The organism is Paenibacillus hebaui, from assembly GCF_051934385.1.
Classification (GTDB): Bacteria; Bacillota; Bacilli; order Paenibacillales; family Paenibacillaceae; genus Paenibacillus.
On the sequence record NZ_CP196836.1, the window covers coordinates 2,944,602 to 2,960,605 of the forward strand.

General features: G+C 45.4%; 1 protein-coding gene. It reads left to right on the forward strand.

Annotated elements, in window-relative coordinates:
- Window positions 1-127 precede the first annotated feature (127 nt).
- Complete coding sequence (locus tag ACR32F_RS13320) at window positions 128-15,946, forward strand: amino acid adenylation domain-containing protein (RefSeq protein WP_440119142.1); 15,819 nt, start codon at window positions 128-130, stop codon at window positions 15,944-15,946.
- Window positions 15,947-16,004 lie beyond the last annotated feature (58 nt).

Sequence of the window (16,004 nt, forward strand, 5' to 3'; positions counted from 1 at the left end):
TATCCTCTGAATATTCACCAAATTTTACGTTTGTTTTACTTAAAAACGCAAATAAGTAAATAGATTGACATGGAAATTTTAGGATAATATAATAGCTGTATTCTGCTTACAAAGGAAGGATATCGTTATGATTACTGGACATTCCAATATCAGAGAGAATCCGACAGTGAACGAGAACAGAACTTACTATCCCCGCAATCATACCATCCATCAGTTATTTCAAGAACAGGCCCGCTTGCATCGCGATGCCATTGCGGTAACCTCAGACACTATTCAATATACGTACAAGGAAGTAGATCAGTATTCAAATCAGATTGCCGCATTTCTTCGTCAGAAGGGAGCAGACCGCAACAAAATAATTGGTATTATGCTAGAGAGATCCCCTGAAATGATCATTGCTTTAATAGCTGTTCTCAAATCAGGGGCTTCTTATTTACCGATCGATTCCGAAACACCTGAGGAACGAGTGAATTATATGCTCAAGGATAGTGGAGCATGTATGCTGCTGACATCTCAGTCTGTAGGCAAATACAAAGAATGTACCGGCCTGGAAATCATTCATCCCAGGATCGAGGATTATTGTGACTTTCCATCCGATGCACTGACGGACCTTAACCAGGCAGAAGATCCGGCTTACATCATTTATACGTCCGGATCAACGGGGCTCCCCAAAGGAGTGGTGATCTCTCATCGAGCTGCCATCCGTGTTGTATGTAATACCAATTACATCACCATTACGGAACAGGACTGCATGCTTCAGATGTCCAACTATTCGTTTGACGCATCGGTATTTGAAATATTTGGAGCCCTTCTGAATGGAGCCAGATTGGTTATCATTCAGAAGGAAGAGGCACTTCACATGCCAGGCTTGGCCCGGTGCATTGAAAAAAACGGGATAACCGTTATGTTCATCACAACAGCTTATTTTAATGCCATCGTGGAACGTGAAATTTCCTGCTTGAAATCGGTTCGCAAAGTGCTCTTTGGCGGAGAAAGAGTTTCGTTGACACATGTCAAAAAAGCGCTTGACTATATGGGGAAGAATAAGCTTATTCACGTTTATGGACCTACGGAAAGCACGGTTTTTTCCACATATTATCCTGTAAATGAAATTGAAAAGGAAGCGCTTACAATACCGATTGGCAATCCAATCGCGAATACCTCCGTTCTGGTATTGGATCAGCATGATCATCCCGCCCCTGTCGGAACAGCCGGGGAATTATGCATATCCGGTGATGGACTGGCGCTCGGTTATTTGAATAACGATGAACTCACAGAACAAAAATTCATTCCCCATCCTTTCCTAGCATCAGAACGGATGTACCGCACGGGTGATTTGGTTCGCTGGACGCCTGAGCATACCCTTGAATTTTTGGATCGAATGGATCAGCAGGTGAAGCTTCGTGGTTTTCGGATCGAGCTCGGGGAAATAGAGACCCATTTGTCCCGGCATGATGCGGTAGCAGAGGCATTTGTCATGATGCGAACAAACGATGCGGGTCATTCCTATCTGTGTGCATATATGGTGTTGACCCAGGAAACCTCAATTGAGGAGCTGCGTCTTTTCCTGGAGCAGAGAATGCCGGAGTACATGATACCAAGCTATTATGTCAAGCTGGAGCAGCTGCCGTTGACTGCTAATGGCAAGATTAACAAGAGTGAATTACCCGAGCCCGATAGCAGTATCCATTCAGGCAGGGTATACGTTGCTCCGACAACTGAGTTGGAACAAAGCCTGTCCTTGATTTGGAAGGATGTACTACAGATCGAGCAATTGAGTGTAAATGACAGTTTTGCACATCTGGGCGGTCATTCACTTAATGCGATTGAAGTGATTGCAAGGATTAGTGAGGATTTAAGTGCAAGTCTGCCATTGAATCAGCTTTTTCGTCTTGGAACGATACAAAATATCGCGAAATTTTTGGAAGAAAATAAAGATGAGGATCATACGGAGGCTTATTTCACAGATCAAGGTGATCCTGCCCATATGCTTGAGCCATTTGGTCTCACGGGTATTCAGCTGGCTTATCTGATTGGACGAGACCCTGCATTTGAGATGGGTGGAGCTGCAACCAATTTTACGGTTGAATTCGAGGCCGAGGCCGATATGGATTTGGTTAATGCAACTTTGCAGAAGTTGATCAAGAGGCATCCGATATTAAGAACAGTTGTGTACGAGAACGGGACACAGCAAATATTGGAAAGTCCACCATTATACACGGTAGAAGTGATAGACGTGACAGAATGGGATACGGCATATTGTATCTCGCGAATGGAAGCAGAGAGACAACGTATGATGACAAAAGTTATTATTCCAAGCGAGTGGCCATTATTTGAGATGAAAGCCTACCGGATGTCAGAGCGTCAATATTATTTTTATCTGAACCTGGACCCGCTCATATGTGATGACAGCAGCTTGAAACTGCTCATCAAGGAATTCAAATGGCTATATGCAAACAGGGATCAGGAGCTGCCGGAGCTTCAATACAATTTCAGGGACTATGTTCAAGCAATGACGCGCTTCAAACAGTCTGCACGTTATTTCAAGGATCAACGGTACTGGATGGACAAGCTGGAAGACTTCCCGGGTTCTCCGGCTTTGCCGCTCAAATGTAATCCGGCAGACATAAACGTACCCAAATTCGGCAAATTCTCCAACTTCATAACGGGCGAACATTGGAACAAGCTTAAACAGCAGGCAAGGCTGCATAACGTTACACCGACCTCCGTTCTATGCGCAGCCTATGCCTATGTACTTGCACACTGGTCGAACCAGGAGAGATTTGGGGTCAACCTGACCGTATTTAATCGGATTCCGTTTCATGAAGATGTGAAGAGGATGGCGGGAGACTTTACAACGCTAATGTTGCTTGATATTGATGCCCGAAATTCACTGAATTCGTTCTGGACATTTACAGAGTCGGTACAGCATTCATTGCTGGATGCACTGGATCACAGACATTACGATGGCGTTGATTTTATCAGACAATTGGGCAAAAAACATGACATGCATAAAAGAGCAGTTATGCCGATTGTATTTACAAGTGTCTTAAATGAAAATGTCGAAGATTCATTTGACGCTTTGTTTAACTTTGACCAAATCAAGTATTTCAGTACAAGAACCTCACAGGTTTATATTGATAATCAGGTGTATGAAATAAATGGCGGGTTGTATATCACATGGGACTTTGTGGATCAATTGTTTGAAAAAGAAGTGATTAATTCCATGTTTCAACAGTACCTGAACATCCTGAACCAAGTGATTTCTGCAACACAAGTTACAGAGCTTGAAGTGAGCCAGGCAAGCCGACAACTCATCGAACAGTATAACGATACGAGCCGCCCTTTCGCTTTGCGACCTCTGCATGACATGTTATCCGTAACCGCTAAAAGATTGGGGGATCGGGTGGCGATTCGGCATCATGAACGCTCCATCTGTTACAGGGAATTGGAATGCAAATCCAATCAGGTTGCAAGGTATTTGACTAGCCAAGGAGTTCAGCGGGGCGATTATATCGGGGTGTATGGCAAGAGATGTATTGACACCATTGTGAATATATTCGGTGTGCTCAAAGCGGGAGCAGCTTATATTCCGCTTGATCCGGACTATCCGGAGGAACGTAAGCAATATATTCGCGAAAAGGCCAACTGTAAATTTTTCATCATGCCAGAGCTATATGAGACGGAATCGTTAGAAACCTACTCTGCGGAATCCATTAACAGCGAAGTGACGAATGATGATATGGCCTATGTTATTTTTACTTCTGGAAGCACGGGCAAGCCCAAAGGTGTGCAGATCAAGCACGGCGCAGCAGCCAATACGATCCTGGATATGAATGAAAGATTTAACGTAACTTTCAGTGATCGAATGATGGGCATATCTTCATTATGTTTTGACTTATCCGTCTATGATATTTTCGGCGCTGTCAGCTGTGGGGCTTGTCTGGTTCTTATTGATGATCAGCGTGACATGTTTCAGCTCAAGAACGTGATGGAACAAGAAAAAATCACCATTTGGAATTCGGTTCCTGCTCTTATGGACATGTGTGTTGATCTGTATTCTCCGGGAGAGAAGAACAATGATCTCCGTCTGGTATTGCTTAGCGGTGACTGGATATCTCTGCGGCTTCCTCAGAAAATAGTAGATGTATTTCCTGAATCTGAGGTGGTTAGTTTGGGAGGAGCCACTGAAGCATCGATATGGTCCATCTATTATCCAATCTCGGCAGTGTCTGATCAGTGGAAAAGCATCCCTTACGGCAGACCGCTAGCCAATCAACAGATTCATGTGCTGAACAGACAACTTCAACCATGCCCTGTAGATGTAGAGGGAGAGTTGTACATCGGTGGAAACGGTGTAGCAAGCGGTTATATTCATGACGAGGAAAAAACGAGACAATCTTTCATTGTCCATCCACAGTTGGGGTACATCTACAAGACGGGTGATTTCGGTGTCCTTCGATCTGAAGGTTATGTGGAGTTTCTCGGCAGAAAAGATAGCCAGGTCAAAATCAAAGGTTATCGGGTAGAACTCGGTGAAATTGAGAATGTGCTTCTGCAAGCAGATGAAGTGCAAAAGGCAGCCGTTATTGATGTTGGTGACGAGAAAGGAATCAAGAACCTTTTTGCCTTTGTTGTTGCAGATCAGGATGTGGACACACTGCCACTCAAAGCTCTTTTGCAGAGTAAATTGCCAAATTACATGGTTCCGTCCATGTTTCTGAATGTAGATGAAGTCCCGCTTACTGCCAATGGAAAGGTCAATAAAGCGACACTTGAACAAGTGGCAAGGCAGCATCAACTCACTGTTCGTGAACATGCTGTAGAGGATACAGAGCCTGTCAATTCCATTCAGGAACAGCTGCTTCAGATCTGGAGAGATGTGTTTGGCTTGAAGCAGATTGGCATGAACGTAAGTTGTTTTGATCTTGGCGGTGATTCGCTGAAAATTATGGCAATTGTGGCTGAAGTGAAGAAGCGGCTTCATGTTGAAGTTCCCATTGGTGAAATGTTCCGAAATGATACGATATATAGCTTGGAACAGTATTTGGTTACAAAAGCATATGTCAAACCTGCTGTGATCATTGAGAAGTTAAGTCGCCGTGACCGATATAGGGCTTCTGCAGCCCAGAGAAGCATGTACACCCTCTCGCTGCTTGAAAATAATAGGGGAGCTTATCACATTCCTATGGCGCTGCTTATGGAAGGAGAAGTACACTTCGTACGGCTTGAGAGAGCGCTTCAAACGTTTATTGAGAGGCATGAAATACTGAGAACTGGATTTGAAGTGATAGAGGATGAGCTTGTCCAGACAGTTTATACAAACGTAGCCTTCGCACTTGATTATGATGATCTCGGAGAACTTGATGCAGATGACCATGAACTCGTTCGTTTGACAAGCAACCTGTGCAAACAGTCCACTCAAGCTTTTGACCTTCGCCTGCCTCCTTTAATGAGGGCAAAACTGGTGAAAATTGGCCATGGACGTCATTTGTTTATTATAAATTTCCACCATATTGTGGCTGACGGTACATCTCAAGGCATATTAATGAACGAATTGCTGGAGCTCTACAGTGGTTCGATTCTGCCAGACGTTGATGTGCATTATCAGGATTATACGGCATGGCAGGAACAGTACAGTCATTCGGATGAGATGGCGAAACAGGAGGCGTACTGGCTGGATATCTATAGTAGTACCCCGCCAACACTTGAGCTTCCTTACGACTTCAAGCGACCTGAAGTAAACACGTATGAAGGAAATAATATATACAATTACTTGGGCGAGAGCCTGACCCGCGACATCAGGCAGCTTGCCAAGGATACCGGATCAACGTTGTATATGGTGATGCTTAGTGCCTATTTCCTTTTACTGCACCGGTATACCCATGAGAAAGACCTGGTTGTGGGTGCGGCTGCCTCTGGCCGTCTGCATGAGCCGTTACAACATATGTTTGGTGTATTCGTGAACACCATTGCATTGCGAAATCAGATGAACGAATCAGATAGTGTCAGACAGTTTATTGAGCAAATCAAACAAACAACCGTAGCAGCCTTTGAACATTCAGAGTATGCATTTGATAAATTGGTGCGAAAAACAGGTGCACAACGTGAGGTCAATCGCAATCCATTGTTTGACACGATGTTCTCGCTGGAGAATGCTTCTCTGTTTACCCGTGAAAAAGAGGGTATGAAGGTGTCACCTGTCATGTTTAATCTGGATAATGCAAAATTTGATCTGACATTTAACATCCTTGAGTTTGAAAACGAAATCGTGCTTAACATTGAGTACTCCACCGATTTGTTTGGTCAGGAAACCATTCTGCGTATGAGTGATAACTATGTTGCCTTAGTGGGGAACATGATATCCGGTCTGGAACAGCCGCTCTGCAAGGTTGAAAGCCTGTCTTCGGGAGAAAAGCATCAGCTGCTTCATACCTTTAATCCACCATCCATGGAGTATCCGTTGCATCAAACGGTGGATGAGCTCTTTAAAGAGCAAGTGAAACGTACACCGGATCATGTTGCTCTGGTGATGGGCGAAAATCATGTAACCTATCGCGAGTTGAACCATCGGAGTGAACAGCTTGCTGATGTACTACGGAAAAAAGGAGTACGTGATAACGACATCGTTGGGATCCTCGCAGAGCGTTCAATAGATGCGGTGATCGGAATGCTGGCGGTTCTAAAAGCAGGCGGGGCATACTTGCCCATTGACCCGGCTTACCCGAATGATCGTATCCATTACATGCTTGAAGACAGTCAGGCCCCATGGGTATTGACACGGAAGGAACATTTTGAACGTGTAGTTCAAGGAAAAGAAAGCTCTGTCCATATCATTGATATGCAGACTGAACTTTTGCAAACGGACAAATCCCTCGTCTCCTCGTCATTGCAACCAATACGGGGGCAAAGCCAAAATCTGGCTTATGTGATCTACACATCAGGTTCCACAGGTCAGCCTAAGGGAGTGATGGTTTCGCACCAATCGCTTGTTCATTTGTGTACATGGCACCATAAGCGGTATCAGATCACCGATGTTGATCGCAGTGCGAGCTATGCAAGTTTGAGCTTTGACGCTTTTGTATGGGAATTGTTCCCATACCTGTTGTCAGGAGCTTCCGTGCATCTTATTCAGGATGAAATCAGACTGGATGTGGTGCGCATCAATGACTATTTCCATCAGCATCAGATCAGCATTGCGTTCCTGCCTACAGCAATTTGTGAACAGTTTATCCGGCAGGAGAACCATTCTCTTCGAACATTGCTGACGGGGGGAGACAAACTGAATTATTTCGAACCCCGGAACTATGAAATTGTGAACAACTATGGCCCAACTGAAAATACAGTGGTCACCACAAGTTTTGCCATAGATCAGATGTATTCCAATATCCCTATAGGTCGACCACTGCCGAATACCAACGTATTCATTCTGAGTGGCAGTGACCAGTTGTCGCCCATAGGGGTTCCAGGAGAATTGTGCATAAGCGGAGCCGGGCTTGCAAAAGGGTATTTGAACAGGCCCCAGTTAACGGCAGACAAGTTTGTTCAACATCCTTTTAATCCAGAACAACGGATGTATCGGACCGGAGATTGGGTGCGTTGGCTACCGGATGGCAATATTGAATATTTGGGCCGTATGGACGACCAGGTGAAAATACGGGGATTCCGAATTGAGCTTGGCGAAATTGAACATCTGCTGTTGCAGGACCCAAGAGTTTTAGAGGCGGCAGTTGTCGCGCATACGGACCTGGCAGACTCGACGTTTCTTTGCGGTTATGTTGTTTGTCATGAGGGGCAGTCTGTGGGAGTCATCGATGAGATTAAAGAAGAATTGACTCGGTGCTTGCCTTTGTATATGGTGCCTTCCTATCTCGTCACGATGGATCGCTTGCCTTTGACAGCTAACGGTAAAGTGGACCGAAAGGCATTGCCGATTCCTACACGGTCGGACAACCGGACGACCATAGCGTATGAACCACCAAGGAATCCGGTTGAAGTTGCACTGGTCACTCTTTGGCAGGACATTTTAAAGGTTGGCAATTTGGGTGTCCATGACCGGTTCTTCGATATTGGCGGACACTCATTGCTGGCAACTATACTGATCTCCAGATTACACAAGGAGATGCAGGTAGAAATGCCGCTGGTACAGATTTTCCGTACACCTACCATCCGAGGCATGGCTCAGTACATTCTGGAGCATAAAAAAAGCAGGTATGTATCCATTTCCCATGCGCCATTGCAGTCCATGTATGATTTATCAGCGGCGCAGCAAAGAATTTATATTCTGAGCAATCTTGATCCTACGGGTACAGCCTATAATATGCCTCTTGCCATGAAATTGAAGGGGAGCATGAATAAAAAGCAATTGAATGAGGCGTTCTCCCGCCTGATTGCAAGACATGAATCACTTCGGACTTCATTTGTCATGAATCAGGGTAGGCCTGTTCAAAGGATTATGCTAAGTGTCGAATTTGAAGTTCAGTTCAGTTCCTCCCTTACAGAAGGGGAATCACCTGTGCTATCCGACTGGGTACAACCTTTTTCACTGGAACAAGCCCCACTGATGCGGGCTGAACTTGTGCAAACCAAAGCAGACGAACATGTCCTTTTATTTGATATGCATCATATGATTTCAGATGGGATCTCGATCGGAATTCTGATGCATGAACTGGCCGGGTTCTACAATGGCAAAAAATTGCCACATGCAGCTGTGCAATACAAGGATTATTCACTCTGGGCACAAGAGCGGCAATCAAGCAGTGACTGGGTCCGGCATGAAAAATATTGGTCTGATGTGTTGAAGGAAGAGGTTCCGGTTCTTGACCTGCCTTTGGATTTTGCACGGCCAAAGACCAAGACGTTTAACGGGGATCAGATTCGTTTGCAACTGGATGAAACACTGACGGCTGCGCTTGAGAGACTGGCCAATGATCAGGGAGCCACCATGTATATGTTGTTTGTCTCTGCATTTACAACATTGCTCTCCAGATATACCGGACAGGAAGATATCCTGATTGGTACGCCGGTATCAGGTCGGAATCATGATGATCTCAACCGTGTTGTCGGCATGTTTGTAAACACAATAGTTCTCAGAAATGCGCCGCTGGGCCATTATACCTTCCGGCAATATCTGGAACAAGTGAAGGAGAACACACTCCAGGCCTATGAGCATCAGGAATATCCATTTGAACGTTTGGTTGAACAGGTTAATGTGAAGCGTGATCCTTCACGCAATCCACTGTTTGACGTAATGCTTGTTCAAAATACAGATGATCTTCATCTCCAAATGAACGATGTGGAGGCCGTATTGCTTGAAGATGGCATCCAACGTTCCAAATTTGATATGACGGCCAGAATGAACAAAACTAACCTGAGCTGGAATCTCGAACTGGAATATAACACGGATGTGTTCCTGGCGGAGCGTATGCAGCGCTTTGCTGAACATTTTGTTGAGATATTGAAACAGGTTGCTGCCGCTCCTGAAGTGCGACTTGATCAATTGGATATTCTGACGCAAGCAGAGAAAACCGTTCTGACAGAGTTCAACCCGCCGAGACGACGCTATGAGCGGGACAAAACACTGGTGCAGATGTTCGCGGAGCAGGTTGAACGCAATCCGGACAATATTGCTTTGGTTTTTGAGAATGAACAACTGACCTACCGCATGTTGAATGAGAAGGCGAATGTCCTAGCTTGCCGATTGCGTGAGGAAGGAGCAGGACCAAATAACATTGTTGCAGTGATGGTGGAGCGTTCCATAAATATGATCGTTGCGATTGTAGGGGTGCTTAAATCAGGTGCGGCCTACATGCCAATTGATCCTGAACTTCCTGCTGAGCGCAAACGTTATATGCTGACTGACAGTGGTGCACGTTTATTGTGTACAGCAGATCATTCCATGGTGGATGACCTTACGTTTGAAGGTACGATTATTTTATTGGACGCATTGGTTAGTTCGGGGGTAAGTGAACCGGATATGATCAACCAATCCAGTGATGCGGCTTATGTCATTTATACATCGGGATCTACCGGCAGACCGAAAGGAGTCGTTGTTGAACATTACAATGTTCACAATCTGGTGGACGGACTGGTAGAAGCAGTATATCAGCACTATGAGACCCCTTTGAATATTGCATTGATTGCTCCATATATCTTTGATGCATCGGTAAAGCAAATTTTTGCTGCTCTGCTGCTGGGGCATGCACTGCATATCGTGCCTAAGAGCACGGTCTGGGAAGCAGATCTTTTGCTGAATTACTATGCTCATCATCATATTCATGTGTCCGATGGCACGCCTGCTCATCTGAAATTGCTCACCCTGGCCTTGGGCGGACGCAAACAGCAGTATGAACTGCAAGAGCTGATCATCGGTGGGGACGTGCTGACCTTCGACCTTCTCAATGAAGTATATACCACGCTCCCTGGAATGAGAGCAAACGTCACAAACGTATATGGACCTACGGAATGCACGGTGGACGCCGCGTGGAACAGAATCATGTATGGAGCAGGCGAGCGATCAGGAACGATTCCGATTGGCAGACCAATCCGAAATACAAGCATCCTGATTATGGATCGTTACAATCGTCCACAGCCTATTGGTGTACCGGGTGAGTTGTGTATTTCTGGTGAGGGCGTGGCACGCGGGTACTTGAATCAACCGGATCTTACGTCAGAAAAGTTTGTGGATTCACCTGTAGACAGCGACCGGAAAATGTACCGTACAGGCGATACCGCCAAATGGCTGCCGGATGGAACCATTGAATTTGTTGGCAGACAGGATGATCAGGTTAAAATCCGTGGTTATCGAATTGAGCTGGGGGAAGTGGGATATCAGTTAACCCGTCTGGAGGTAATTCAAGAGGCGTTTGTTAACGCAGGTCAGGATGAAAGAGGTAATGATTATCTCTGTGCCTATATTGTGATTGTTGATCCGGGGATCTCCATTATGGATGTTCGTGAGAGACTTGAATTACAGGTTCCTTCATATATGATACCAGCCCATTTTGTCAAAATGGATCACTTACCGCGAACGGTAAGCGGAAAAGTGGACCGCTCCCAACTCCCTGAACCGGGCAGCAGAATACTGGATGACTCGAAGTATGAACCACCAAGGAATGATAAGGAGCAAAATCTTGTTCAGATATGGGAGAAAATCTTGAATCTGGATTGCATTGGGATTCATCACAACTTTTTTGTAATGGGCGGGGACTCCATCAAGGCGCTCCAGACGATTTCAGGATTGTCCAAGCTGGGTTTAAAAGTGGAGATGAAGGATCTTTTTGCCAACCCGACCATTCGTCAGCTTAGTCCATATGTCAGACAGGCCCAGACCCTTTCTACTGGGAATGTTGAGGTGACGGGTGAGGTTTTCCTAACCCCCATTCAGCAGCGTTTTTTTGCGAGAAACCATACGGAGCATAACCATTACAATCAGGCTTTTATGTTATTTAGGCAGGAAGGGTTCGATCAGAACGCCATTCGACTTAGTTTCGATAAACTGCTGGAGCATCATGACGGATTAAGAATGGTTTATGGATACAACTCTTCTGGAGAAATGACGCAGACCATTCGGAACTATAGAAGCGGTATGTTTGAATTCGACGTTGTGGATGCAAGGGGTGCAGCACAACCGGAAGCATTCATTGAGGAGCAGGCATCATTGTTGCAAAAGAAAATGCTGATTCACGAGGGACAACTTGTGAAACTCCGGCTCTTCAGGCTGGATGAAGGCGAACACCTGTTAATCACCATTCATCATTTGGTTATGGATGGGGTGTCCTGGAGAATTTTGCTCGAAGATTTTGAATGGTTATACATGCAAGCGGTTGAACAAGAGCCGTTTGATGTGGGACCCAAAACCGTTTCTTACCAGCAATTTGCTGTAGCATTAAAGTCATATGCCAAACATCACCTTCTGCAAAGGGAGCAGGCATTTTGGAAAAACGTGTCCGGTGTGTATACGCCATTCCTGGATTTTCAGCGCCAAACAACGAATACAGTCAATGACTATGGTCATAGTGCTACCCTTGTATCTGAGCTTGATCGTGAACAAACCGGCTGGCTTCTACAACAGACGAACAGAGCCTACCAAACCGAGATTAATGACATTCTGTTGACTGCACTTATGCTAAGTGTAACCGAGATGACCGGTCAACCCCTGTTCAAAATCATGTTGGAGGGGCATGGTCGTCAAGCGCTCGAAACCGAGATGGATGTCAGCAGAACGGTGGGATGGTTTACATCCGTATATCCGGTGGTATTTGACCTGTTCCAGGAGCTGGAATTGCCTGAGGCAATTAAAACAGTTAAGGAAACACTGAGAGCTGTCCCCAATAAAGGCATCGGATACGGGATTCTCAAGTATATGGCTGATCAGCGTTGTTTTTCGGATGAAAAGGAAGCATCTATTTTGTTCAATTATATGGGTGAACTGGACAGCAGTCTGGAGCGGAAATTGTTCAGTTCGTCTCATATCCCAGTAGGACAAACCGTCGGTGGGCAGCTCATCAGAGCGCATGATTTTGAGATCAATGCAGTTGTAATGGATGGGAAATTTACCGTTCATACAACTTTCTGTGAACGGGTATATGCAGGTGAGATCGCTGAACAGCTTAATCGATTGTTCATCTACAATCTGCATCGAATCATTCACCACTGCCGGAACAAGCAGGGCACAGAGAGAACCCCGTCCGATTATGGGAAGCATCCTGTATCCATAGCGGAGTTGGAGGCCATACAAAATAGGGTTGATCCACTTGTGATCAGCAAAATTTATCCGTTGACCCTCATGCAATCCGGTATGTTGTACCATTCACTGGAGCAAGAAACATCACATGCCTATTTTGAACAGGTATTTGTGGAATTAAAGGGTAACGTTGATGTGGAACTATTGAAATACTGCTTTGGACGGGTGATACAGCGTCACGAAGGACTTCGCTCCATATTTGAATATCAACTTGTGCAGCAGCCACGCCAGCTTATCATTGATCAGCAACAAGCTGAATGGCTGATGCTGGATTGGACCGGTAAGAGCCAGCAGGAACAGCTTGAACTTATGGAGCAATTCAGGGCCAATGATCAGGAAAGAGGGTTTGATCTCAGCCGCGAGTTATTAATCAGATTCTCTCTGATTTCCAAGGGGACGGATGCGTACACACTGGTCATAAGTCATCATCATATTTTGCTGGACGGCTGGTGTTTGGACATCCTGATTCGTGAAATGTTTGAGATTTATGCCAGTCAGCAGGCTGGGCAGCCTGAAATGTTGGAAGAGACCAGACCGCTCGGGGACTACCTTGACTGGCTTGATCAACAGAACAAGGAGGAAGCACTGACTTACTGGAAACAGTACCTTCAGGGATACTATGAACGTGTCTCTTTGCCCAAAACAGGAGCTAATCTGAATACGGAAGTGCCAACGTTGCGGGAGCAGGAAATTCAATTCCCACGTGAACTCACAAGTCGGCTGAAACAGTTCGCTGTGAACAGTCAGGTTACATTTAATGCGTTGATTCAGGCGATATGGGGAATGGTCTTGTGCAGATATAGTGGTACGGAAGATGTTATATACGGCACAGTCATTTCCGGGCGAGACGCTGACGTTGAAGGAATAGAGAACATGGTGGGGCTGTTTATTAATACCATTCCTACCAGAGTGAAGCTTGAGCCGGAAGAGTTTTTTGCCGATACTCTCCGCAGGGTTCAACAGGAAGGGATGGAAGGTCAAAAGCATGGCTATGTACACCTGGCAGATATACAGGATCAAAGTGAATTAAAAGCCGATTTGCTTGACCATGTACTGGTGTTCCAGAATTTTGGAAGTGAACAGGCTGCGGACCTAACGGCAGAACGTGTGACAGGAGTAACGCTAGAGCGCGTTTATGGTAATGAGCACACACACTATGATTTGAGTGTAACTGCTGTCCTGGACGATACGTTCAGACTCAAATGGTCTTATAACAGCAACATATTAGATTCAGATCTGATGAAAGGTCTGGGTGATCATGTTCTCTATGTGGCGGAGCAAATCAGTGCAAACCAGAATATCCGAGTGAAAGAAATTGCTCTTATTGACGAGCAGGCCCGACACAAGATGGAGTTGTTGTCCCATGGTCCGAAGACACCATTTCCGAAAGAAAAGACATTATCTCAGCTATTTGATGAGCAGGCAGAGAGAACTCCGGATGCAGTTGCACTTGTAATGCATGAAAAACAGTTCACCTACCTGGAACTGCAGGAGAAATCAAATCAGATGTCGGAACGTTTGTGCATGCAAGGCATTCAACCTTCATCCATCGTAGGACTGATGGTACAACGCTCTTCCGAGATGATTATAAGTATACTTGGAATTCTCAAATCCGGAGCAGCCTATTTACCAATCGATCCGGAATGGCCAAGAGCGAGGATTGCCCACATGCTGCAAGACAGTGGGGCCACCGTGTTGCTTACGGAGAAACAATGGATGGAGGATTTCACAGACGTAATTGAAGTCATGAATGTACATGCGGATGTTGAAGAAATCATCCGATTAGAGAGCAAAGGTACGAAGGAATCATTCCCAACCTTGGCATACAAGCATAAGGCAGGAGACGACCTGGCCTATATTATCTACACTTCTGGTTCTACGGGGAAACCAAAAGGTGTAATGATCTCTCATGCCAATGCCATTCGGGTAGTGAAGGATACAAATTATATTCAAATTTCGTCCTCCGATTCCATATTGCAGCTCTCGAATTATGCTTTTGATGGCTCCATATTTGACATCTTTGGGGCGCTATTAAACGGCGCGAGACTCGTCATGATTGAACAGGAGACGCTGCTGGATATCAACCAACTGTCTAAAGTGATGACAGAGGAGAGAATTACGGTCTGTTTCATGACAACTGCATTGTTCAATCTGCTTGTTGATCGTGCGCCTCATTGTTTGATGGGACTTCGGAAACTCCTTTTTGGAGGGGAGCGGGCTTCTGTCTCCCATGCCCGAAAAACTCTTTCCCTTATGGGAGCAGATAAACTGATCCACGTATATGGTCCTACGGAAAGTACAGTATTTGCAACAAGTTACCCTATACAAGCCATAGGTGAAAACGATGGAAGTCTTCCAATCGGCAAGCCTATTGCGAACACATCTGCATGGATTCTGGACAGCAATCAACAGTTTGTTCCGAATGGGGTACCTGGAGAGCTTTATCTCTCAGGAGAGGGGTTAAGTCTCGGGTATCTGAACAATGAGGATCTGACCGAAGCCAAATTTGTCAACAATCCATATCAGCACCATGGACGAATGTACCGCACTGGAGATCGGGTGCGCCGACGGTCTGACGGAACGATTGAATTTCTGGAGCGAATGGATCATCAAGTGAAACTGAGAGGTTATCGGATCGAACTTGGGGAGATTGAACAGGTCCTGATCTCACATGAGCATGTCCGTGAAGCCATTGTCGTAGCTGTCAAAGATTCGGGTGGGCTGGATACATTGTGTGCGTACCTTACTGTCCTGCAGGACGTCAACCGGATGGATATGCAATCCTATATGGAAGCCCGTTTGCCAGGTTATATGGTTCCTTCATATTTCAAGGTATTGGAACAATTCCCTCTTACGCCAAACGGGAAAATAGATCGCCGCGCGCTGCCTCGTCCTGAGATAGCAGTCAAGTCCGAGACAACGTATGAAGCACCTTCCAATTATGTGGAGGAACAGTTAGTAAACATATGGGAAGAAGTATTGAATGTGAAGCCGATTGGTACCGCCCACCATTTCTTTGAATGCGGCGGGAATTCCCTGAAAGTGATGCATGCAGTTCAGCTGACTAACCGGAAGTTCCAAATGGAATTAAGAATCAGTCAATTTTTTGAATATCCAACGATTAAACAACAGGCTATTCATATATTGAGCGGAAGTACAGTTGACACCGATGTGAATGAATATGTGGAAGAAGAGATTTAGCAGTTCGTTTTTAGTTCAATGAATGACTCAATGATCCGTGAGAGACTGCATCACGTAT